The organism is Agrobacterium cavarae (assembly GCF_004310285.1).
In the GTDB taxonomy this organism is placed as follows: Bacteria; Pseudomonadota; Alphaproteobacteria; order Rhizobiales; family Rhizobiaceae; genus Agrobacterium; species Agrobacterium cavarae.
In genome coordinates, this window is the sequence record NZ_SISF01000026.1 from 130831 (window position 1) to 154269 (window position 23439).

General features: G+C 54.5%; 17 protein-coding genes. 11 read left to right on the forward strand and 6 right to left on the reverse strand.

The window, feature by feature from the left end:
- Positions 1-288 precede the first annotated feature (288 nt).
- Positions 289-1428 carry an RHE_PE00001 family protein gene (locus tag EYC79_RS07560; RefSeq protein ID WP_130977575.1) on the forward strand — a complete coding sequence of 380 codons (1140 nt, stop codon included), beginning with the start codon at positions 289-291 and terminating at the stop codon, positions 1426-1428.
- A 76-nt stretch (positions 1429-1504) separates the two neighbouring features.
- On the opposite strand, the gene EYC79_RS07565 is transcribed toward EYC79_RS07560, so the two are convergent.
- From EYC79_RS07565 to EYC79_RS07575, 3 genes are read right to left on the reverse strand one after another with little or no spacing between them, the layout of a single operon-like run.
- Positions 1505-2290: a hypothetical protein gene (locus tag EYC79_RS07565; RefSeq protein ID WP_130977576.1), complete on the reverse strand. Its 786-nt coding sequence runs from the start codon at positions 2288-2290 to the stop codon at positions 1505-1507.
- On the reverse strand, positions 2287-4575 hold the full coding sequence (locus EYC79_RS07570) for a hypothetical protein (RefSeq protein WP_165456975.1): 2289 nt from the start codon (positions 4573-4575) through the stop codon (positions 2287-2289). Before EYC79_RS07570 ends, EYC79_RS07565 begins: the two co-directional genes overlap by 4 nt.
- A 5-nt stretch (positions 4576-4580) precedes the next feature.
- On the reverse strand, positions 4581-5768 hold the full coding sequence (locus EYC79_RS07575; protein ID WP_130977578.1) for a ComEC/Rec2 family competence protein: 1188 nt from the start codon (positions 5766-5768) through the stop codon (positions 4581-4583).
- Positions 5769-6424: 656 nt separating this feature from the next.
- Here EYC79_RS07575 and EYC79_RS07580 point away from each other — a divergent pair.
- From EYC79_RS07580 to EYC79_RS07625, 10 genes are all read left to right on the forward strand, one after another.
- Entirely contained in the window at positions 6425-7120 is a 696-nt protein-coding gene (locus tag EYC79_RS07580) for a helix-turn-helix domain-containing protein (protein ID WP_130977579.1), read from the forward strand.
- 5 nt (positions 7121-7125) lie between these two features.
- Positions 7126-9387 carry a KGGVGR-motif variant AAA ATPase gene (locus tag EYC79_RS07585; protein WP_280956450.1) on the forward strand — a complete coding sequence of 754 codons (2262 nt, stop codon included), beginning with the start codon at positions 7126-7128 and terminating at the stop codon, positions 9385-9387.
- 548 nt (positions 9388-9935) lie between these two features.
- Positions 9936-10874 carry a hypothetical protein gene (locus tag EYC79_RS07590; protein ID WP_130977581.1) on the forward strand — a complete coding sequence of 313 codons (939 nt, stop codon included), beginning with the start codon at positions 9936-9938 and terminating at the stop codon, positions 10872-10874.
- 315 nt (positions 10875-11189) lie between these two features.
- Positions 11190-12440: an ATP-binding protein gene (locus tag EYC79_RS07595; RefSeq protein ID WP_245495216.1), complete on the forward strand. Its 1251-nt coding sequence runs from the start codon at positions 11190-11192 to the stop codon at positions 12438-12440.
- A 343-nt stretch (positions 12441-12783) separates the two neighbouring features.
- Positions 12784-14340, forward strand: coding sequence for an ABC transporter substrate-binding protein (locus tag EYC79_RS07600; protein ID WP_113175523.1), 1557 nt, complete (start codon positions 12784-12786; stop codon positions 14338-14340).
- Positions 14341-14490: 150 nt separating this feature from the next.
- A complete protein-coding gene (locus tag EYC79_RS07605) occupies positions 14491-15462 on the forward strand; it encodes an ABC transporter permease (RefSeq protein ID WP_162734144.1) in 972 nt (323 codons plus the stop codon).
- A 13-nt stretch (positions 15463-15475) separates the two neighbouring features.
- Positions 15476-16363, forward strand: coding sequence for an ABC transporter permease (locus EYC79_RS07610; protein ID WP_113175525.1), 888 nt, complete (start codon positions 15476-15478; stop codon positions 16361-16363).
- A complete protein-coding gene (locus EYC79_RS07615) occupies positions 16360-17334 on the forward strand; it encodes an ABC transporter ATP-binding protein (RefSeq protein WP_113175526.1) in 975 nt (324 codons plus the stop codon). The genes EYC79_RS07610 and EYC79_RS07615 overlap by 4 nt, the downstream gene beginning before the upstream one ends.
- Complete coding sequence (locus EYC79_RS07620) at positions 17331-18320, forward strand: ABC transporter ATP-binding protein (protein WP_113175527.1); 990 nt, start codon at positions 17331-17333, stop codon at positions 18318-18320. Before EYC79_RS07615 ends, EYC79_RS07620 begins: the two co-directional genes overlap by 4 nt.
- A gap of 35 nt (positions 18321-18355) precedes the next feature.
- Entirely contained in the window at positions 18356-19435 is a 1080-nt protein-coding gene (locus EYC79_RS07625; RefSeq protein WP_113175528.1) for a serine hydrolase domain-containing protein, read from the forward strand.
- A gap of 9 nt (positions 19436-19444) precedes the next feature.
- Here the strand turns inward: EYC79_RS07625 and EYC79_RS07630 are convergent, their stop codons facing one another.
- From EYC79_RS07630 to EYC79_RS07640, 3 genes are all read right to left on the reverse strand, one after another.
- Positions 19445-20395 carry a LysR family transcriptional regulator gene (locus EYC79_RS07630; protein ID WP_113175529.1) on the reverse strand — a complete coding sequence of 317 codons (951 nt, stop codon included), beginning with the start codon at positions 20393-20395 and terminating at the stop codon, positions 19445-19447.
- A gap of 103 nt (positions 20396-20498) precedes the next feature.
- Entirely contained in the window at positions 20499-21620 is a 1122-nt protein-coding gene (locus tag EYC79_RS07635) for a serine hydrolase domain-containing protein (RefSeq protein WP_113175530.1), read from the reverse strand.
- Between the two features lie 49 nt (positions 21621-21669).
- The gene (locus EYC79_RS07640) at positions 21670-23319 is read right to left on the reverse strand and encodes a tannase/feruloyl esterase family alpha/beta hydrolase (RefSeq protein ID WP_130977582.1); all 1650 of its coding nucleotides are present in this window, start codon (positions 23317-23319) and stop codon (positions 21670-21672) included.
- Positions 23320-23439 lie beyond the last annotated feature (120 nt).

Sequence of the window (23439 nt, forward strand, 5' to 3'; positions counted from 1 at the left end):
CCCGAGGGAGAGATTGCTTGGGACGTCTGCTTCAGCTCGAGAGGAGATGAGCGCTCAACGCGGCTCTAACAGCCGCAGTTATTCCGCCGATCCTCGCCCAAATCTTCCTGAAAGGCCGGAAAATCAGGCGTTTCCGCTCATCCAGGCCGACCGACATATGGCGTTTGCGGGTTCAATTCAATAACCTCCGATAAGAGGTACTTATCGATGGTTATATCCCCAACCAGCAATCATACCAGGTGAGGAACAATAATATTATTATAGAGTTCGTTTAGTAAATCGTTTACCATAAAATCAATGGCTTACGATCTCGCGAAAATCAGCATGAGTGAGTTGATGCGGCCGGCTTTCGACGCCGGTGTCGCGCTTTCGCGTCTCGACGAGCGCGTCTCTCGTTCGCCGGTCGGGCAAGGCTTCCTCGAGCGGCAAAACTTTGCCGACGCCTGCGCCTCCCTGTGGATCGATGGCGAACTGGTCCATCTCGAGGACCTCGTCCTGCACGACGCCACGAAGGATATTCGCACACCCACCCACGAACTGACAATCGCCCGCGACGTGTTGCGCACCCGCCGGCGGATCGCCGGCCAATCCCCGGATTGGGCGTTGTCGGCCGACGGTATTCGGACGCTGCGAAAGACCTCGGAGATCACGGCGGCTGACACGGACGAGGCGACAACCGCAGATGCCATCCGGCGCCCGGTCGTAAGCGACCCAGAAGGGGAGGGGGACGACACAGACGACGTGGAAAATCTTCCAGGTGTCGACTATGCCGCCATCGATGCGGTGCTCGCCCGGTCGGAGGCGGCGATCGAGAACGCAACACGGCCCGGGCGTGGCGTGACGCAAGAGAAAGATCCCATGATCTACGATCTCGGCTGGGACGAAGACGCGCGGCTCGATGAATGGCGGGGCGTGTTGCACCAAGCTGAAAACCTGCCCGCGGTGCTCCAAGCGATCGTTGCCCTTGATGCCTGGAACGAGCTCTCCGTCCTGCAGCACGCGCCCTGGCTCGGCCGGCTGTTGGCCGCCTCGATCCTGCGTCAGGCCGGTATCACGTCAGGCGCGCATCTTGCCGCCATCAATCTCGGCCTCAAGACCATTCCCGTCGATCAGCGCCGACATCGCGATCGGGAAACTAGGTTGCTCGCCATCGCCCACGGGTTTTTGGCGGCCGTCGAGATCGGCATGAAGGAGCATGACCGGCTGACGCTGGCGAAAACGATGATGGACCGAAAACTGTACGGGCGGCGGACGTCGTCCAAACTGCCGGAGCTGGTCGAGCTCGTCATGGCAAAGCCGCTGGTGTCGGCCGGGATGGTGGCCAAGACGCTCGAGGTGACGCCGCAGGCGGCGCGGCGGATTGTTTTGGAACTGGGCCTCAGGGAGATGACGGGGAGGGGGAGGTTTCGGGCATGGGGAGTAATTTAGAGGTTAGGGATACAGACCTCCGACGTTGTGCAACCGATCGGGAGGCTTTGCGCAAATTAGAACAGGAGAGGCGATCTTAAGATATTGTCGGACGTCTCGACGATCGAGATGGCTGTTTTGTATTTGGGGTGCCCGCTTCTCCGAGGTTAATACACGACAGGAGCAGTTGTCGGGCATATGTTCTAGACGCTTCAGCAACCGACGCTTCTGTGACGCCCAACAGAAGATAGACCGAGTGCAGGCCTGCGATAGCCGCAACACCCAACATTTTGCTATTAAGGTCTTCTGCAAATCCGTCTTCCCATCTTAGCCACAGGACCGTTCCGACTGTCGTCAAAACGAGTGCGTTCAAAGTGAGCGCGATTGATTTCAAGCCAAGGAGATTTCTGCGATATCCGTAAGTGACGTTATCATTGAACAGAATGGCGAAGCGCTTCTGGTCCCGCGTGTTCTCCCGTAACCAGGCGCCACATCGCTCGTAGAAGGCATCAGCCTTTTCCGGGTGCGTAGACTCCTCGTCAGCTGAAGGCGGTTTTTCACCAAGTTTGCCAGCAAGAAACGAAACGATTTTCAATTTCGTGATTTCATCAAGCACACGGTCTCGATGACGCAGCATGGTCACGGTCGGTTTCCCTCCCGATCTGGCATAGAGCTTTGGCTCAATCCGCTTTCCGTGCCGTCTGGCAAAATCCGACAGTGCGAAGAGCAAGATCGCAACAGACAGCGACGACAAGGCCTGCGAAAGACTGAATCTGTTCCAGGGCACGAGCAATGTGGCAAGGACGAAGACAGGAATGGCAGCGATCAAGGCCGGGATAATACGCGCTCTAATCGTATAGGTATCAGGCAAACCAGGTATCATGAATTTACCTCTGAAATCGAAATTACGTGGGCAACAGCGCTTTCCGCCCCAGGCTCCGAGGGGTCGACTGCATCGACAACCAGACCATGAAATCTTTCCGGCGTTCGGATGATGATAAGAGCGGGAAACGTTTGCGCAAAAGCCATTTGCACACCGGTCGCAAGGTCTGTTCGAGAAGCCGAACTTTCCGCTAGATGATTGTGCCAAGTCCCAACGGGAAAAATTGTCCCCTTCGCCCGGTCAATGTACGACTGCAGTGCCTCAGCAAGCCCTTCAATTCCGAGCAGAAAGAGACTGGCCGAAAACTCGCTATCGGCGGGCGGCGGTATCGTATCAACGATGTGAAAGCTGTTTGTAGTTTCGTTGAAACGGCCCATCAAAACACCGCCTGTCTCGACATTCGGCCGCGCACAAATTGCTCGCTCGATAATATCGGCCACATGCGCAGAAATTCGAACCGACGGCGCACCTGCTCCTGCGCCTGCTACGATCGTGAAGGGCCGCACGACGTACCGGGTCCATTGCTGACCGAGGAGATCTTCATCGATCTCACCTAACATGATTTCACCGTCGTTGGTGGAATCACCATTAAACATTCTAGACAAGGTCATAGCCATTGCTGGAACTGGTGCCGAGATAGTGGCGTCGGACATTCGCGCAGTGAGTGTTGAACAACCTTGGCCAACTTGGATGAGATCTCCTGATCTGGCGAAGACCGTCTCCTTAAGTGTTGGGCTTGCACTGATCAAACGATAGGCTTCGGCAGCAAGGTCTTGTAAGTTTGGGTTCGAGCTTGCACCTTCCACAGCAAGGTAAGCGACCCTTCCGCCGCCCATCAAGCTCGTCTCGATCGCTCTCGGCCTGGAGAGAATCACCATCGGAAGGCAAAGCGCATCAGTCACTGCCGGCGACCCGGTAGAATCCACGATAAACTGAGTTCCATTCGGCCATGCGGTCTTTTGCTCGTCGTCGGCACCCAGTGCACAGAGTGCGACTACATCGCGATGCAAGCCAGAGCTAGCCTGGCCGAGCAAGCCGATGGCATCGATGAGTGCCTGTGTCTTTCCATCGTTTAATGCCTCGAATCTGTGACGTGGAAGAAGCCCGTGGCGCACAAAATTGTGTGGCCTCAGATTGCCGTTATCGACGACTAGTCGCGGCGCCGATCCCTCTCTCGCAAGATGGAGTGCCAGTTTCGAGCCGACGCTTCCTGCGCCGAGAAGCGTCCATCGAGTGGTATGCCTTGATGGCTTACCAGAGATTCGCCGCATCAGTTTTTCACTAATCACGTCTCGCTGAGCTGCAAGTCGAACGGGACACAGGCTGGCCTCATCTAGATCGCCCGTACGTTGGATTTCGACGACGTATGGCAGTAGTTCTATCGGGGAATCCTGACCTATGACGTCTATCGGTCGACGTACCATCAGAATGATGGAAATAAGGACAGGTGAAGAACCCGTAAGAGATTTCAGTCTCCGTTGTAGCAAACCGATCTGAGCTTTGAGATGATCCGCTACACCGAGGTTTTTGGCGTGGTTAAAAAGCTCAGCCACACTGGAGACGGATTCTGGTAGATAACGCGTAGCGAGCAAAGGGCCGCCCGATGCCGCACGTCCAGGCCAAACTACGATTCCAAGCCCTACCTGACCAAAGCGCTGGCTCCATTCTTGGAGGGTGTTATCCCGCAACGTTGTGGGTTCTAAGAAGTGGGCACAATAGCAGCGCCAATCACCATTACTGATCATTGTGAAGGGCGCTTGATAGAAAGTGCCGCCGCCTATCGCATCCACGCGATTGCGAAGAGCGACGGCATCAACTTCGACGTAATCGTCCAGGTGGTCACGGCGGACAGGTTCCCACCCTTGAGTGGGATTGATCAAGTCCGCTCTCGCCGCTTTTTCGAGCCAGTCTGCAAGTTGCGTGACAAGACCCTGCGGGCCTCTCAGCCTTATTAAATCACGCGGACTACCATCAATATAGCAAGGTTTGGGGGGATCTGATAATGAAGCGGGCAGGAGGTGAGGATGAGACCTATCAAAATCCGCCCGAAGGGTCACATCGGGAACGTCTATAGGGTAAAAATTGGAAAATCGGAACGTAAGGGGCTCAATCGCGAGAACGCCGTTGTCGCTGAAACCACGCGCGCGCCATCTGTTGCCCAACCCCGTGTCGATATGCACGACGATCGAAAGATCGACTCCTAAGTGGTCTTCAATACCCATCACGCGCGGGTGGGCTCGAATGAGCCGCACCGCGCGTTGGATTGCCGAGTTGGGGATCTCCACAGCCGTCATCCGTGTTTAAACGGCTGAGCGCCAAGTGCGCTGGAGCTTCCCGCCGCAGCTCCTGCAAGCCCTAGAATTACAGGAGCTGTGAGGTTAGACGTTACCTTTCTGTCCTTTTGTTTCGGCCCGCCGGAGGACGTGATCTCGAATTCAAGCGGTGCGTCACCGACATGCTCGCCCAGGCAGGTGAACTTCCCATTTACGGGCTTCAATATCGATCTGTATTCGCGCTCGGCTCTGATGCAAGGCGGATCGGAATCGTCGTCCTTGATTTCCTTGCTGCTGGCTATGATCAAAGCGCCCGGCATCGGTTGGCCAAGAGCAGATCGCGCATCTTCGGACACCTCGGCATCTTCGCCGAAATCGGACCAACTGTCCCAAGACAAGCTATGCCAGGAGCAATGATGTGGAGCGATCAGGACATCATACTGAAACTGAGTGGGGTCGTCACCGTACTTGCCCCAGAGTTTTTCCCAGATGCCTACCTCTGCGTCGCCTCCAAGAAGGTAGAAGCTGGGATTTTGAAGATCTGTCTTGCCGAGTGAAATGTTGATGACGACACTCGAATTGTTTTTGCTCAAGAAGTCTGCTTCTTCATCATCGTCAGCCAAGAGCGGAGCAAGAAGGTGCGCGGAGAAAGTATTGTCGGTTACTCCTCTGATCGTCTGGAAGACGTCACCGCCTACAACAAGGACCTCGGTTAGGTCGTCCGTTTTGCCGTTAATGTCTTCCCCCAGGATCTTGATGCGATTACCATCGTAGGCATAACCATTTGCGCGAAACTCACGAACACGTCGCCGTGCTTCCGCGGCCCATGCCTTTGCATCTGCACAGAGGGAATGGTTTCTCGAAGCTCGACGAAAAATGATCGGCGATGACCACATCTCGCGGATCACGATCTTGTCGTCCGCTTTCTTCCACTGATCGAGTGGGCCGAGATGAAAATGCTTTTCCAGTCCTCTGCAGTGGTCGGCATCGGGGTGGGTCAGAAGAAATGCATCTACATACAGTCTTCCTTCATCATCGCGGGATAGGCGCTCTTTAAGCTGTTTTGCAACATCGGGTGCCCCATCGTCGGGATCGTCTGCCGCAGCCCGGATGTTGATGTCTACGACGATATAGTGACCATCGCCTGTCTGAAGGAGGGTCATATCGCCATTGCTAACTTTGAAATGAACTGAACTGGCAGCCATCGTTTCAATCTCTCTATTGGCTAATCTTGTTTTACACAGGAGCTATTTGCTCGAGTGCGCGTTCTTTGACTGCGACTGGAATTGCATTGGCTCGACGAGGTGTATGCAGCTTAAATCTGGCCGGGATGATCGATCTCGACGATATCCCTCAAGCAGCATGCACGTGGAGGAGCAAAGCAATGACGCTGCTGCGCGTCTCCATAGAGGATTGTGCGCAACACGTGCCGGTATTCAGGGCTAGTTTTGAACTCACTCCTTCGCCGTCTTGGGCGAGGACTTGACAAGAAGGACCGCGGAGAGTTTGCTCTGCGCTGTACATGATCCGCTTGTGTCGCCTCACCGAGTTGACCCAACCGACTTCAGTTGAACCGCTGGGGCTGCAACCCCGGCGGTTTTTCTTTTGTCAGCACCGTGTGCCGCGCCTAGCAGGGCCCAGCTGTCGCCTTACATTTGGATATTGAATGGTGCTGAGAGGGTATGGCAATTATTTGCCAGCCCTTTCAGGCATTATTAGCCATCTGTAAGCGTATGCTCTTAACCATTTCGGAACCTTTGTCGCACCGAACACGTTCGGTGTCAATCATATATCAATGATGCTAGTTGATGTTGTGTTGAAACTTGGTATGGTGCGGTAGTCTCGAAGGAAGGATGTAGCTATGGAGCATTGGAAATTGCTCGATCAAACGGCTGAGCGGATCAATGGGGCCGCCGAACTTCCGGCAGGTGTGTTTTCCGCAATTGTAAGCCGTCTGGAAGATATTCTCGCGACTGGTTCGCGCGATGAAATTTTGTCAATAGAACGTCACCTCGCAGCCTTTTTAAAAACGTACACCCAGAGAGCCAGTTCAAAAGTAGTTGAGGCTATGCGTTGCGCTGATAAGGCGGATGCAGATGTTGCTGCAGCGTTCGCGCTTGGGCAAATTAGCTTGGCGCAGTTAATGGCAGCGCAGGCGGGCAATCGTCGGGTTGATGAGTTATTTGAGGTGGCTGTTAAGGATAATGCCGACATAGTGCTTTCACTCCTTGAGAAGGACCGATCTGGCTTGGAAATTGCCGACGTAACCGGCTTGCGCCCGGAGACCGTTAGCAGAAAGATAAAGGCGCTTCGTGATCAAGGGATCACCGATTTTTATCGAGAAGGTACAAGTTTGCTTAATTTTCTAACGCCTGCTGCTAAGGAGGTTGCGGCGACGCTTTCAGAAATTGACGCGACTAAGACCCACGGTGGATCGGCGGTTCGCCGCAGTGTTAATGCGTACCGAAAGCAGTTACCTCAACACATGCGTAGCCCGTTGACATTTGCTTCGCCTGCCACGTTGGAAACGCGACGTATGAGGGGAGCGCGATCGTGAGGCGCGTGGAAGGTGACGGCCGAATAATAAGCTTTTATTCATTCAAAGGCGGGGTTGGGCGTACAATGGCTCTCGCCAATGTGGCCTTCTTAGCGTCTCAAAATGGATATCGTGTTCTTGTTATGGACTGGGACTTGGAAGCGCCAGGTCTGCCATATTATTTTCGAGGCCTGATGGAGGGTACCGAGCTTAAGCAGCTCAAGGAAGCTCCAGGAATACTCAATCTGATCTGGAAATGGCGTTCATTGATCGGGGGGAGCAAAACACAGAAGCAAACCGATCATCTGTTCGAGCAAATCGGAAACGGACAGCCATTCACCGAATTCGTCCAGTCTGTTGCAGAATGGGACGGCGTTAACGAGCGCGGGGTGCTGGACTACGTCGGAGCCGGTAGCCCGCTTATTGGCGACAAAGATCCTCTGCCCTACGAGGACGCGTTGGCGCATTTTTCTTGGCCCGAGTTTTTCGAGAGCTATGCAGGCGGAGCGCTATTGCAAAGTCTTCGTGACTGGGCAAAGCGCAACTATGATTTCATTTTTATCGATAGCAGAACAGGTATGGCGGATGTGGCAGGCATATGCACGATGCAAATGCCTGATAGCGTAGCGCTTTGCTTTGTTCTAAATCGACAAAACATCGATGGCGTCGCCAAGGTTGCATCTGCGATCCGTGCTAAGCGTGACAACCAAGTTGATCTGCGTGCGGTGCCAATGCGACTACGGTCGGGAGGTGTGGGAGCCTCGTTAGAGACAGACGCCCAAGCTCGTGCCCAACTTCAACTCACGAAAATTGGGGGGTTTTCCGCAGAAGCTCTGGCAGATGATTTTAAGCAACTTTCAGTCAATACTGCGTTAGAATTGCCATACTATGAAACGCTGGCTCCATTTCTAGCCGCGGACCCCTCTCTGGACTACTTGACCTTAAATTACTTGCGCCTAGCGACACAGCTCCTGAATGTTGAGTTGCAAATACCGGACTTTGATCCTGATTGGATGGAAAGCGTCCAGCGGCGCCTGCAGCCAACCCACGCAACCATCGACTATGTTCTGCACCTCAAATCCAGTGAACCAAGTCGCGCGGTCGACGAGCTTTCGAGACTTATTGAAAGCGCGTTCGAGGATGAGATCGACGGAGCCGACCTGGATGATGACTACGTATCCGCACTGGTAGAGACAGCGGTTGGACTGACCGACTATTCGGATAGCCCATTCGAAGCCCTCGAGATGCTCAATCGTGCAATCGACCTTCTCCGCGATTTAACGGCGCAGCGTCCAGAGAAGTGGAAAATTCTGCTGATATCTGCCTTAGAGCGGTGCTTGTCAGATCTAAACCCCTATCTGGAGCCGAATGAAGAACTCGCGCTTCTTGAAGAGCTCGATGGTCTCCTTTCTGCGGGAACCACAGTGTCCAGCAGATTGCAACGCATCGCAAATAGACGAAGGGCTGCAAGGCTTTACGCAAACGAAAACGAAATCGACACAGCCAATCAGACTTTAGGTGATCTTAATAGACTGATCAAAGAATTTAAAGAAGTCGCTTCAAATCTCAAATTGCCTGTTGAGCAATTCGAGGAAATATTATCGGCTGATGTAGAAATGTCAGTTATTCGCGGAGATATTTTTCAACAGCAAGAAAATTACACAAAGAGTGTTCGAGAATATCGAAGCGGAATTGATAAGCTTTTGGCAAATCCATCCCACGCTTCGAGCTTTCGTACTGAATTACTCCGATTGCGGTACGATTTGCATAGCAGATTGGCACGTATAGGTCATGACACGGTCTCCATCGAAGAGGCGGCCGACCATGCTCTTCAGGCTGTGCGAGCGGTCAGTTGGAGCGGCGGCACTAACGCATTGATTATCCACTTCATTGATCTCTCGCGTGCCGTCTTGGCAGCTGGCGATCGAGAGATGGCGTATCGATTTCTTGATGCCTCGTTCGGTGATGAACGTCGAGGCCATCTACAATTTGCAAACTACTACGGAAGACAGCCAAAAGTTGCAATTGCATTTTTGGATATACTTACGCAGTTTGCCCGTCAGCTTTCTACCTCTGGAACCGAGCGCGCGTATTCTCTTCTTCGCCAGATCAGAAATTTGGCGCTACTGATCAATGCCAATTTGGAACGTCGTAGGCATACAGTCAGCGATAGAAGTAGAGGAGATGTCCGTGAACAAGTGAGGGAGTTGCTTGAGCTTGTTCAAGGTTCAGGTGTTGCTATCGATGTGCCTTCGCATAACCGCCCCAAGCGGCCTCGCACCGAATGACGGACTTCTTATCCCAACAACCGTCAGATAGCTCGATCGCGGCGCTGTTCGCGACGCTTTGGCTTGCTGCTGAAAGCTGGACACCTAGTGAGCGTGCGACAGCTGCCCTGCCGGGACAAACATTTGAAGACGCCGTTCGAATGGCTCTATCAATCGCCGATGAGAAGAGTGCTTGCACTTCAATATATCACGCCTGGGAAAAGCCGGCGTCAAGTCTGCAGCATTATCGAGGCCAGGTTCTGGCAATAATGCGTCTGATTGATCACACATTTTACAGCATTCATCCGAGAACAGGTCACCGAACACCCAGCCGTAGCCCTCATAGCCGCATAACTTCGTGGCTCTCGGATGCTCGTGAAACTCGAGCCGTATTTGGAGCCTATTTCGAATCTGACACCCATCGTTTGATTGCCAGGGGTCCCTTGTCCCGCTCATCGAGGCAACCAATTGCCAACAACGCGGACACTCTCGCAGATCGATTTTGTGCACTAGAGCTTGTTCGTAAGACCCTAGATCATGCGGGAAGAAGCATCGCGATAAGACACACATTGATTCCTGCTGATGCGATGAGGGGTGTCAGGCCGTCCGCGGCTGCGGGAAGCGAAAAAATAGTTTTTATACCAGTTGCAGAGGATGCTCCTGATATTAGTAAGAGTCATATCCGCCGAGGCGGAAATGATTTTGTCGATTTTCGGATGAGCAATTCGATTGATGTTGCTGGACGGATTACCAGTGCTTTAGCAAAATCCTCAACATCCGACATCGTGCTAGTCCCCGAACTTGTGGTTTCAGAAGAGGATGCTGATAAAATAGCCGAGCACCTTCTGGAATCGGGCACATCCCATCGGATGGTGATCTCCGGTAGTGGTCAAACTAGGCAGACCATTGACGAGCAACCTTGGAATGAAGCGCGCGTGCTAAACGGCTTCGGCGTAGAGCTTTGGCGTCAACGGAAAGTCTGGCCAGCTGGTATCACCCGTGACCTAGCTTTGCGGTATGGGCTGCCTGATCCTGGTGACGGACAGATCTTCGAAGATACCGCATCTGGGCACGACATTACAGTCATTGATACCGATGGTCTCGGCCGATGCATAATACTTATCTGTCAAGACCTACAAGCCCGTCCGGTTGCCGACGATTTGATCCGCCAATATCAACCAGATTGGGTTTTCGTCCCGATCATGGACTGCGGTGCATCAGTCGAAAGATGGGCGCATCGTAGGTCACTTGAATTGAGCACGCTGTCGCAAGCTCGCTTTCTAATTTCTAGCAGCCTAAGTCTAGCAAAAGTGTTAGAGATTGTGCCTCTTCCGCCTTGTGGGCTTGCCGTAGGCCCCTCGAATCCGGCCAGCTCATCTTCCGAGGATGCGGAGGATGGGGACCGACTGGTGAAAGAAGCATTCGTAGATGCTTCCTCGAAGCCTACGTTCGCTACGCTCGTCTGGCGGTCGATTGGATGGAAAAAGACGTTTGTAATTTCCAAATAGTATTCTAGGCGAAAAAAGAGTTGGAAGGGCTATATTGGATTTTGATCACGTTAACTGCTATGAATCAACAACTTAGCAAATGCTGTGGTTGGTCGGCGGTTCGAATCCTGTCAAGAGCAATACGATTTAAATCCTCACTCCAACACGCCTCCGCTCACTCTTCTCGATAGCTGGCTCGTTCCCATCAATTTTCCGAAACGGACGGCAGTAAGTTCCGGATTGGACGAAGTTGCAATCCGAATTGGACGCATGTAAACTCCGGCCTGAACGCATCGGCAATCCTAGAATTTGGTAGCGATCAGGAGGAAAAACAGATTGAAAGGGGAAAGTTCGTCTGACCTGCTTTATCCGAGAGGCGCAGCCGAGCGAATTAGGGTCGCGCTCGAAGATACGCCAGTCGTACTTGTGAACGGGCCGCGGCAGTGTGGCAAGACGACGTTGGCTCGAACCCTGCTCCAGACAGATCGTCCGTATTTCACGTTAGATGACGAAACGACCTTACTATCAGCAAAGACCGATCCAGTCGGCTTCGTTCGTCAGATTGATACCGCCATCATAGACGAGGTGCAGCGTGCACCGGAGTTGCTGCGTGCCATAAAACAGGCTGTAGACAACGATCGGCGGCCTGGGCGATTTTTGTTAACCGGCTCAGCAAACATTCTCGCACTCCCGACGATTTCCGATAGTCTGGCCGGGCGGATGGAAGTCGTTACATTGTTGCCGCTAGCTCAGTCCGAAATTCGACGCAACCAGTCAAACTTCCTCGATTCCGCTTTTGCCGGAACGGTCATAGCGCCTCGCAATCCCACGGTCGGAAACGATCTGATTGAGCGAGTGCTCATCGGCGGATATCCTGAGATGGTCGGTCGTGGCGATCCCCGCCGTCGATCCGCATGGGCTAGAGAATACATACGAGCTATCGTTGAACGAGATGTGCGCGAAATTGCCGATGTCGAACGCCTCGACCAAATGCCGCAGCTTCTGCGGGCGCTCGCGCATCATTCGGGACAGTTGCTCAATTTCACCCAATTGGCCGGCCAGGTCGGCATCGATGACAAGACCGCCCGGCGATATATCGGACTCTTCGAACAGCTGTTCCTAGTTCGTCGCATCGAGCCCTGGTTTCGAAACCCTTTGAAGCGTCTTGTTAAGACACCAAAGCTCCTGTTTCTCGATAGCGGTCTCTTAGCTTCGTTTGTCGGAATGACGATCGATCGAATTTCAAGTGACCGAGGACTATTTGGTTCATTGCTGGAAACGTTTGTCGCAGGCGAAATCCTCCGGCTTGCGACCTGGAGCGAAGTCCAATCAACCTGCCATCACTATCGGGATAAGGATCAGGACGAAGTAGATATCCTTCTCGAAGACGAAGCTGGCAATATGGTTGGACTTAAAGTCAAGGCCGCGGCAACGGTGACCGCAGCAGATTTCAAAGGCTTACGCAAAGTAGCCGCGGCCACGGGACGCACCTTCAAGGCAGGCTGGGTGCTGTACGACGGCAACAAGATCCTGCCATTTGGTGATAATCTTGCGGCGATACCGCTATCTTGTCTCTGGGGCGATTAAAGTAAGGGCAGGATTTAAGTTCGATTCCCTTCAATGCCAACCTTCTCGATCTGGTCGACTGAACTGGAAGCTAAGCATAAATTTCATTCTAGCCCCACCCTTACCTCGTCAGATTTTCAGTGTTGGTGCATCACCTCCTCTAGGTGCTCTTTCCTCCAAAAGGGATCCAGCATTTCTCGAATAAGGGAAGTTCGGGATTGAAGGCGAACAATCCACAACCACGTTATTCATTCCATGAATGAAGTAGGCAAAAAACATTCATTTGTTAAATATGAGTTTTCGTTGGAGGATCAGAAGAAGCGAACTTGTGACAATTCCAGGTTCGAAAAAAGGGAACGAGACAATGAAAACTGGTGTGCTTCTTCTGACCAGCCTTATCGGCCTGGGCGCCCAACCCGTGATCGCGAAAGATTTGACGATCGGTCTAAGCGGAACCGTGACGTCAATTGATCCGCACTTCTATAATGCCTCCCCCAACAACGCCATTGCCATGCAGATTTTTGATCGGCTGACGGAGCGCACCGCCGAGGGTCAACTGGTCGAGGGCTTGGCGACGAAGTGGGAAACCGTTTCTGAAACGAGGTGGCGTTTCAGCCTGCGGGAAGGCGTGAAATGGCACGACGGCAAGCCTTTTACCTCCGATGACGTGATGTTCACCCTCGGTCGCGCTGGAAGCGTACCCAACAGCCCAGGCGGCTTCGGCGGCTTCATGCGCAATATTGCGAGCGTCGAGGCGGATGGCGACAATGCTGTCATCATCAACACCAAGGCTCCGGCACCAACGCTTCCGGGCGATCTTGCAAATATCGCCATCGTGTCGCGCCATGCGGGTGAGGGCGCGGACACTGCCGATTACAATTCCGGTAGGGCAGCAATCGGCACGGGCGCATTTCGCTTTACGACATTCAAGCAGGGTATCGAAGTTGGCCTTGAGCGCAATCCCAACTGGTGGGGCAAGAAAGTTGCCTGGGATCACGCAACCTACCGTATGATTTCCAGCGCAAGCGCTCGTACGACCGCTGCTTTGGCTGGCGATGTCGATGTCATCGACGCACCGGCCGCGACCGATATTGCTCGTTTCAAGACGACTGCCAATCTTTCCTTCGTCAGTACGCCGGGCCTGCGTGTCATCTATCTTGCGCCGTCGACATCGGGTGATGCCTGGAAGGGCTTTGTGAAGGGCCCGAAGGGAGAGGCGCTGGATAAAAATCCGTTGGCCGATCCACGTGTTCGCAATGCTCTTTCCGAAGCGATCAATCGCGAAGGCATTGTTGATAAGATCATGGAAGGCACCGCAACCGCCTCCGGTCAGTGGCTCCCCAAGGGTGCGTTTTCTTACACGCCCGATATTCAGCCGCCCAAGCCCGATGCTGTGGGAGCCAAGAAGCTTCTGGCCGACGCCGGATATCCCGAAGGCTTCCAGCTGACGGTTCATGTGCCGAATGATCGCTACCCCAACGCACCTGCGGTGGTTCAGGCGGTGGCGCAGATGTGGACGCGAATAGGCGTGAAGACGAATGTGGAGGCTCTCCCATGGACGACCTTCTCGTCGCGCAAGTCGGAATTTGCCATGAAGCTGCTCGGACTCGGCAACGCGACCTATGACGCAAGCTCGATGCTGGTAAACGTCCTTGGCACCGTCAATCCAAAGCGTGGTTTGGGTGCTGCCAATGATAGTGGCTATTCCAATCCAGCGCTCGACGACCTCGTTTCCAAGGCGATGACGATCTACGACGACAAGGCGCGCGAAGCGGCGCTCATCGAGGCCGTCAAGGCTGCCGTCACCGATGGCGCCATCATCCCGCTCTATCAGCAGAGCAATGCCTGGGTATTGCGCAAGGGTCTCAACTATGCCCCGCGTATCGATGAGCGAACTCTCGCCAAGGATGTTTCCGAATAAAGCGCACGAGGCGGCTGGTGCCATTGCGCCAGCCTTACCTTCCGGCAATCGGTGGCGAAGCCGCTTGAGCAAATGTCGGCCATACTGCGCTTGCGACACCATCCCCTTTGACGCGGGTGGTCGTATCTTTACCAATAACACGAGGGTATCATGACCCTATGGACTATACAGCGCCTGATGCAAGCGATCCTGGTCGCTCTTGCGATGGCCCTGATCGTATTCGTCGGTCTTCATTTGATCGGGAGCCCGATTGAGACCTTGCTTCCGCCGGAAGCCACCCACGATGACCGGTTGCGTCTGATCGCGGATCTCGGCCTCGACCGGCCCCTTTACGAGCAGTTCTTCCTGTTTCTGAAAGGGCTTCTGCAAGGCAATCTCGGCGTCAGCTATGTCTATAAGGAGCCTGCGGTCGAGCTGATCCTGTCTCGCTTGCCCGCAACGCTGGAACTGGCTTTTGCCGCTGTCCTGCTGTCGCTGATCGTCGGTGTGCCGCTTGGACTTGCCGCAGGCTGGAAGCCTGAAAGCCCGTTTGCACGCGTCATCATGATCGGCTCGATCTTCGGCTTCAGTTTGCCAATTTTTTGGATCGCGATCCTGCTCATCATGATCTTCAGCGTCCACCTGGGCTGGCTGCCGAGCTCTGGACGCGGAGCAACCGTAACCTTGTTCGGCATACCGTGGTCTTTCGTGACGCTGGATGGCCTGCGGCATATGCTGTTGCCAGCCGTCAGCCTCTCGCTTTTCAACATCTCGATGGTCACACGTTTGACGGAGGCTGGCGTGCGTGAGGCGATGTCGAGCGAATATGTACGATTTGCAAGGGCCAAGGGTCTCTCGCCAAGGCGCATCCTCAGCGTCCATGTGCTGAAAAACGTCATGATCCCGGTTGTCACTGTTGTCGGTCTGGATATCGGACAAACGATTGCGTTCTCGGTGGTGACCGAAACCATCTTCGCCTGGCCGGGCGTCGGCAAGATCATCATCGACAGCATTGCCGCGCTCGATCGCCCCGTCATCGTCGCCTATCTCATGCTCGTGGTCATCATGTTCGTCATCATCAACCTCGTTGTGGACGTCACCTACAGGCTGCTCGATCCACGCATCCGGCTTCAGGGAGAGTGACGTGCAAGCAGTTATGAACTCCTCGAAACTTCGGACAGGTCTGCAATTCATGCGGCAGTTCGCGCGCTCGCCTCTGGCGATGGTAGGACTTCTGCTGATTTTCCTGATCGTTCTCATGGCGGTGTTTGCGCCATATCTGTCGCCACAAAATCCATATGACTTAATGCAGCTCGACATCATGGACGGGCGCATGGCTCCCGGGACGGAATCCTCGGCTGGCTTTACCTTTCTGTTCGGGTCCGACGATCAGGGTCGCGACATGCTGTCGGCTATTTTCTATGGTCTGCGGATAAGCCTGATCGTGGGGCTTGGCTCGGCGGCGCTCGCCTTTATCATCGGCACGGCGTTCGGCCTAACGGCTGCCTATGTTGGCGGCAGGGTTGAAACCGCGATGATGCGGCTTGTCGACCTTCAGCTTTCCTTTCCGACGATCCTGTCCGCGCTTTTGATTCTCGCTCTCCTTGGTAAGAGCGTCGGCAACGTGGTGTTTGCCATTGTTCTTGTGGAATGGGCGACCTATGCCCGCACGGCACGCGGCGCTGCATTGACGGAACTTCGCCGGGAATATGTCGAGGCAGCCCGATCTTTACGGCTGCCGCACCGGAATATTCTTTTTCGCCAATTGCTGCCAAACTGTCTGTCGCCCCTCGTCGTGCTCCTGACCATGCAGGTGGCTCGTGCCATCACGCTTGAAGCGACGCTCAGCTTTCTCGGCCTCGGTGTCCCGGTTACCGAGCCGTCCCTCGGGCTTCTGATTTCCAGCGGATACGAATTCATGCTGTCAGGTACGTACTGGATCGCTCTATTCCCCGGCATCGCACTTCTGGTCACGATCTTTGCCATCAATCTTGTCGGAGATCGCCTGCGCCAGTTGCTGGACCCGAAGGCTGCACGGAGATGAGTGCCATGCTTGAAATCAAAGGCTTGAAAACCGAGGTCGTGACCGAAGAGGGTAGGGTCACACTTATCGACGACATCAACCTCAGCCTTGCCGCCGGCGAAGTCATGGGCCTTGTCGGAGAATCCGGCTCCGGTAAATCCGTGACAGGGCTTTCCATCATGGGCCTGCTCGACAAGCCGGTACAGGTGACAGGCGGCCAAATCCTATTCAAAGGACGGGACCTGCGAAGCGCGTCGCAACAAGAATTGCGGTCCATCCGCGGCAATCGTATTGCGATGATCTTTCAGGACCCGATGTCGACGCTCAATCCCGTGCTTCGTATCGATACGCAGATGATGGAAGTCGTGCATGCGCACGAGAACGTCAGCAAACAGGTTGCGCGGGAACGTGCGCGCGATGCCTTGGGGATGGTCGGCATACCAAGTCCGGAGGAGCGCCTGAACTCCTATCCGCACCAGTTCTCCGGTGGCATGCGACAGCGCGTGGCCATTGCTATCGCGCTTCTCATGTCACCAGACTTGATCATCGCAGATGAGCCGACGACTGCACTCGATGTGACGATCCAGGCGCAAATCCTTTCCATCGTGCAGAATCTTGCGAGGGATAAAGGGATGGCCTTGATATGGGTCACCCATGACCTCTCCGTCGTTGCTGGATTGGCCGAAAAATTGTCGGTCATGTATGCGGGGCGTATCGTCGAGCAAGGCGCAACCGGGGATCTGCTGAGACGTCCCCTGCATCCCTACACCAACGGTCTGATCGCAAGCCTGCCCGCGCACAACAAGCGGGGTGAGCGGCTGAAGCAGATATCCGGGACCACACCTTCTGTGACCAACATGCCGAAGGGATGTGCATTTCACCCGCGCTGCGCCTTTGCCACTGATATCTGTCTTCGTCCTCCGGCGCTTGAGCCGGTCGAGCGGCGTCTGCTTCGTTGTTTTCACCCCGTCATGGAAGGAGCGCCATCATGAGCAATCGGTTGGAAGTGCGCAATGTCAGCAAGCGTTTCAGCCGCAAGTCCGGCGTGGTGGAACGCGGTGCGGAACTGATGGGCCTGAAAGCTCCATATCCGGTTGTCCGGGCCCTGGATGATGTCAGCCTCACCGTGGCAGAACGCGAAGTCGTCGGCATCGTCGGTGAATCTGGTTGTGGAAAATCGACGCTGGGTCGCGTGGTGGCCGGGTTGCTGCAAGCCTCCGAAGGTTCGGTCCTATTTCGGGGCAGGCAACTGACGGAAATAAATGGAAAGGCAGCAGAAGATGCACGACTGAAAGTCCAGATGATCTTTCAGGACCCATCGTCATCATTGAACCCGCGACAGCGCGTGCGCGAGATCATCGGGGCAGCGCCGCTGCACCATAAAATGACGAGCGCCCGTGAGGTGGATGATTATGTCTGCCAGCAGATGGAGCGATCAGGGCTTGATCCATCCATGGCGAGCCGTTTCCCACACCAGTTCAGCGGCGGCCAACGCCAGCGCATCGGCATTGCACGAGCTCTCGCCGTTCAGCCAGATATGCTGATCTGCGACGAATCCGTTGCAGCGCTGGATGTCTCGGTACAGGCGCAGATCCTCAACCTGTTCCTTGATCTGCGAGAACAGCTTGATCTCACCTATCTGTTCATCAGCCACGATCTCTCTGTGGTCGAACACATCTCCGACCGCGTTGTGGTCATGTATCTCGGGCGTGTGGTGGAAGAGGCGCCGGTGGCAGAGCTGTTTGCGCATCCGAACCACCCCTATACGCGTGCGCTGCTTCAGGAGCGGCCTGTTCTCGATCCGGTACAGCGGCGCTTTTCGTCTATCGAGGGCGAGATTCCGAGCCCGTTGTCTCCGCCGTCGGGCTGCCATTTCCATCCCCGCTGTCCATTCGCGATGGAGCGGTGCCGTGTGGAGAGACCGGAACTTATGACCGTCGCTTCGGGACACAAGAGTGCCTGCCATCTCAACGATTGAACCTCCCACAATCGACAATCTTAAAAGGATCGAACATGTCTGTTTCAGCACCTCTGGAACGCCAGCAACAAACCGCAAGTCAGGACTTTCCTGCTCAGGACTGGGCCAAGGTGACTTCTCCTGAAGAGCACGGTCTCTGTGTCGACGTCAAAGAAAAAGTCGAGGCTATGCTCGACGCATTGTCGACGACATCTTTCATGGCGGTCGCCGGGGGCAAAGCGCTCTACACCTATGGCGATGTGTCCGAAGTCAGCTATCTCGCATCGACCAGAAAAAGCATCCTTTCAATGCTCTTCGGCAAGGCTGTTGCCGAAGGCAAGATCGATCTCGATCTGACGATGGCGGATTTGAACATCGATGAAGACCATGGTCTTCTTCCGATCGAGAAGACTGCGAGGCTGCGTGATCTGCTGATCAGCAGCTCCGGCGTCTATCATCGGCCCGGCAGCCCAGGCAGCAATACGAAGAACATTCCAGAGCGGGGCTCGAAAAAACCCGGCGACTATTTCCACTACAACAACTGGGACTTCAACGTTCTCGGCGCGGCTTTCGAACAGCTGACCGGTCGTAGCGTCTTCAAGGCTTTCGAAGAGGATTTCGCAGGTCCAATGGGCCTTCAGGATTTCGATCCATCACGTCAGCGCATGATGGGCTACGACGGTGCGTCCCGTTATCTCGCTTACCATTTCTTCCTGTCTGGCAGAGATATGGCGCGCCTGGGTCTGGCGATGGTGCGCAACGGTCGCTGGGGCGATGAGCAGATCATACCGGCAGACTGGGTTGCCGAAAGCACGCGTATCCGTGTTCCCGCCGACAAGATGAACGAGAGCGAGAAATCCCGCATCGCCGGCTACAGCTATCTGTGGTGGATTCCTGTTGTGACGAAGGACACACCCGAATGGGAAGGCGCCTTTGTGGCCGCTGGGCATTTCGGACAATTCATCCTCTGCATGCCTGTGCTGGATATGGTGTTTGTCAACCGACGCGCTATTCCGGATGATCTGGCTATTGCCCGCAATGACGGAAGCTTCAAGGAAGAGCTGCCGGCAGTCACAATGGAGCAGTTCCTGAGCGTCGTCGACCAATTCATTGCGGCAAAGCTGAGCGTCAGATAAGAGGGAAAATCAGTGCAGGTCGTCCGAGAAACACGCGGAGATCTGTTCACGCAACCAAAGGCTTGCCGGATCGCGCTCTTTTTCGGCAAGCCAGATCATGCTGGTCGATTGCTTTTCCTCTGCGAAAGGCGATTCCAAGAGCAGCAATTCGTGAGAGCGTTCGAATAGCTTGGCAACGCTTTCCGGCATCATGGCGACGAGATTGCTTCTTGAGACGATTGCAACCGCAGCGGAAAAATGCGGGACGACTGCCACGACGTGGCGCTCCAGCCCCATTGCATCCAGTCGTTCATCGATCCAGCCCCGACGGCTTGGGGACGACGTAACCTTCACATGGCCCAGTGACAGTAATGCATCTAGCGTCAGCAGATCTTTCGCTGCCGGATTGTTTGCCGACATGATGCAGACGCGCCTCTCGGTAAAGAGCGAAGCGCAGCGATACCGAGCCGGAAAGTTTTCCGCAGTCATCACGGCTACATCGATTGTCCCTTCATCGAGGTGCTCCTGAACCACCGGCATAAAGTTTCTGTTATGACCGACACCCGTGCGCGGCATGTGAATGACTTCCAGAACGCAATGTTCCGCCTTGGAGCGTACACGCTCTACAAGCCGTGGCATGAGGACCACGGAAAAATAGTCGTTCATACCGATTCTGAAAGCACGATGGGATGTCGCGGGCTCAAATGCCAACCGCTGCAGCATGACGGTTTCTGTGTCTTCGATAATGCGTCGCACTGCGGGGAAAATCTCGGTGCAAAATCGCGTCATCACGAAACCGCCGGAGGTCTTTTTGAATAATTCATCGCCCGTTACAGCGCGCACCCGCTTCAAGGCGTGGCTCATGGCGGGTTGGGAAAGGCCGATATATTCTCCTGCTGCCGTCATGTTGCCTTTGACGACCAGAGCATAAATGACTTTCAAAAGATTGAGATCGACCGACCCCAATTGAAACCGCTGCATGGCAACACTGTCCGTTTTCTCGACACTCTCCGGTGATCATAACGGCACGCGTTCTGCATGTCGAACCGGCACTTGGAGGAGAACTCCAGGTGCCGGATACTTGTCAGGTTCTCGCAGCTACGACTGCTTCGGCAATTTTCAGAAAATCGCCGGCTGAAACCTTTGTCGGTTCGTAGGTGGTCTTGCCCTGATTTCTGGCGATAGCAAACTCATCGGTTACCGCACGGCGATGAACGATGACAGTATCGATGGCCGGAAGGCACAGAACGAACTGTCCGAAATTGCCGTTCATCAAATAGGCGCCTTTGAACGCGGGGTCGCTGGATGTGGGTATCCACCACAGATAGCCATATCCGAGACCTTCCTTGCTTTTGGTCTGCTCTGGCGTGAACCGCATTTCCGTGCTCTCGGCAATCCAGCGTGCGGGCACGATGGTTTTACCTCCCCACTTTCCGCCCTGTAGCATCAATTGCCCAAGGCGCGCCATGTCACGCGCTGAGAGGAAAAGATGATAGGCGAGATAGCGCGACTGATTTTCGTAACCCATCATCCGCTGACGGTTGATGTCGAAATCTTCGAAACCCAACGGGTCTGCCAAATCCTCTTTCAGCGCCTCGAACACGGTTTTTCCGGTACGCTTCTCGAAAATGGCACCAAGGACGTTGAAGTCCCAGTTGTTGTAAAGGAAAACCGAGCCGGGTTTTGTCTTGCCGCGTTCCGGTGTGTTTTCGTTACCGCCTGGGCTACCTGCTGCATGATAAACGCCAGAACTCGATGTCAGCAGATCCTTGACCTTGGCTGTCTTTTCCAGCGGCAGAAGTCCGTCGTCCTCATCAATGCCGATCTCGCCGATCGTCATATCAAGATCGATTTTTCCTTCCGCGACATAGCGCCCGAACAGCATGGACAATATGCTTTTTCGCGCCGAAGCCAGGTAACTCACATCCGACATATTGCCGTAGCGATAAACGATCTCTCCGCCCTGTACTACCATCATAGACGTGGTGGCCAATGGGTAAAGCTTTGCCTCCATCTCCTCCAATTTTGCCAAAGACCAGCCTGCGGCTGCCACATCGCCTGCGGTTTTCCATGGCTTCCCGGTCGCGACGCAAGGTGTCGTGTCTGCCGCGGATACGGTTTTTCCGACAAGGCTGACAGCGGCGAATGTCGATGCTGCGGATGCTGCGAGAACGGAACGTCTTGATAGAGTGGGACCTGTTGTCATTCTATTCCTCCCAAAAAATTTAAGATGACTATGTTGACCGTCGTTAGAGTCAATCATTGGCGCAGTTGAAGCTGGAAGCGATTGCGACGTCGCCATCGCCTTTATATTTTGGCCAGCTCGGATATTCGCACAGCGGTCTGCTACGGCCCTTGGTCGACGATTTCGTCGCGTCGACGACGACCGGATCGGAGGGGGGGACACCGTGTTCAACCCAATTATCGAGCGCAGCGAGGTTATCCCAAGTCGGAGAGAAACGACCGCCGCCATGCGCCAGGCCGGGTACGAGGTAGAAGCGCATGAAATTTTTGACCTTATCAGCGCCCATCTTCGCAACTATGGATTCGAACAATTTAGCATTGCCCAGCGGGCTGACACTCGGGTCGTCATTGCCCTGAAGCCAGATGATCTTGCCGCCGCGATGGCTGAAGGTAGACCAGTCCGTCCTCGTCGCACCGATTACATCGGAAAGCTCAACGATCCGATCCTTGAGCTTTCCCGGCTCGCGGATATCGAATGAAAGCAGATCGAGAGGTTGATCGCGCTGGACGAAGTTCTGAAGGAATTCGAAGGAGCGGCTTGAGTGATGCGCGTTAGGCCCCGAAACGGGAGGTGTGCGCATCTGAGGCTCTGAGCCGAGTTGCATCATGATGCCCTCAAGGCTGTTATAGCCTGGATAGGTGTCTATGCCGTTCGCCAGCTGATAAGGCAGTGAATATCCTTCATGGTAAATCTTCAGAGTTTGCTCGATCTGTGCTTTCGTCAGACAATCGTCAGGGTTTCCGGTCACGTCTGCATTGCAGACCAGGCTTTGAACCAGCGCTGCGGATTGAGCACGGCACTGCTGCATGTTGCTCACAAGGCCATCTTCGACGCCATCAAGGCCGTCACAAGTTTTCAGAGCTTCTTTGGAAATTCTCTCAACGAGCTTCGGCGGGATCCAGCCTGCGGATTTGTGGTCATAAACGGCCCGCGCTAGACCGGCTCCCCACAGACGAAGTCCCACAAAGTTTGCCGTTGGGTAATTCGTCAAAATGCCGTCGTAGGATTCCGGCCAGCGCGAGGCTGCCGTCAACCCTTCGCGTCCACCTGTCGAGCCGCCCTGAAAATAGACGTGGGTAACAGGCTTCTCATATCGCGCAGCAACGAGAACCTTCGCCACATCGAGCGCCTTCTTGATGTGCATGTAGCCGTAATTCAGCATCGCCTCATCATTTTTTGCGAAAGAGGCGTCGTCCGCGTTCGGAGCTTGATGGCCGGAATCGCTGCCGAAGGTGACGTATCCTTGCTCCAGCGGTGTCGGTACGACATCTAGTCCTAGAGTTGTTTTGTCCGTAGTGGGGGGAATGCTGCCGTTATAGCCACCCCCACCATATTGCAACAGCTTACCGTTCCATGCGCTCGGCAAGTTGACCTGCCAAGTGATGTCCGGGGCCTTCGGATCGACAGGCTTTATTTGCCCAATGACTTTGCAATATTCCCCCTTTTGATTGGCTGGATCAGACCCGCCGATTAGGGTTGCCGATTGTACCTTCGCGCCCGTAGTTGGGAGGCTTATTCTTGACGCGGGGATGGATGATGCGGCTATCGCCGAACACAGGTCAGTCGCATCCTGCGGCTCGGCGAAAGCAGATGTTACTGGCACACAGGCAAGTGAGATCGTCATCACAATAAGTGATGTTGCTACAAATACGGATGTCATGGTTTCCTCCAAGCCGTCAGCTACTTGAATCGCCGACAGCACTCCTGTCTCAGACTTAACTGAATTTGATCTCGTGTGTTAAATGCAAATAATCGGTCTATTATTGCGTTTTGTGCATCA

Bases quoted from the DNA above. Each gene is read 5' to 3' on its own strand.
- EYC79_RS07580 (WP_130977579.1), top strand. From the start codon at position 6,425: ATGGAGCATTGGAAATTGCTCGATCAAACGGCTGAGCGGATCAATGGG.
- EYC79_RS07640 (WP_130977582.1), bottom strand. From the start codon at position 23,319: ATGACATCCGTATTTGTAGCAACATCACTTATTGTGATGACGATCTCA.
- EYC79_RS07605 (WP_162734144.1), top strand. From the start codon at position 14,491: ATGACCCTATGGACTATACAGCGCCTGATGCAAGCGATCCTGGTCGCT.
- EYC79_RS07620 (WP_113175527.1), top strand. From the start codon at position 17,331: ATGAGCAATCGGTTGGAAGTGCGCAATGTCAGCAAGCGTTTCAGCCGC.
- EYC79_RS07630 (WP_113175529.1), bottom strand. From the start codon at position 20,395: ATGCAGCGGTTTCAATTGGGGTCGGTCGATCTCAATCTTTTGAAAGTC.
- EYC79_RS07575 (WP_130977578.1), bottom strand. From the start codon at position 5,768: ATGGCTGCCAGTTCAGTTCATTTCAAAGTTAGCAATGGCGATATGACC.
- EYC79_RS07565 (WP_130977576.1), bottom strand. From the start codon at position 2,290: ATGATACCTGGTTTGCCTGATACCTATACGATTAGAGCGCGTATTATC.
- EYC79_RS07635 (WP_113175530.1), bottom strand. From the start codon at position 21,620: ATGACAACAGGTCCCACTCTATCAAGACGTTCCGTTCTCGCAGCATCC.
- EYC79_RS07625 (WP_113175528.1), top strand. From the start codon at position 18,356: ATGTCTGTTTCAGCACCTCTGGAACGCCAGCAACAAACCGCAAGTCAG.
- EYC79_RS07610 (WP_113175525.1), top strand. From the start codon at position 15,476: ATGAACTCCTCGAAACTTCGGACAGGTCTGCAATTCATGCGGCAGTTC.
- EYC79_RS07600 (WP_113175523.1), top strand. From the start codon at position 12,784: ATGAAAACTGGTGTGCTTCTTCTGACCAGCCTTATCGGCCTGGGCGCC.
- EYC79_RS07615 (WP_113175526.1), top strand. From the start codon at position 16,360: ATGAGTGCCATGCTTGAAATCAAAGGCTTGAAAACCGAGGTCGTGACC.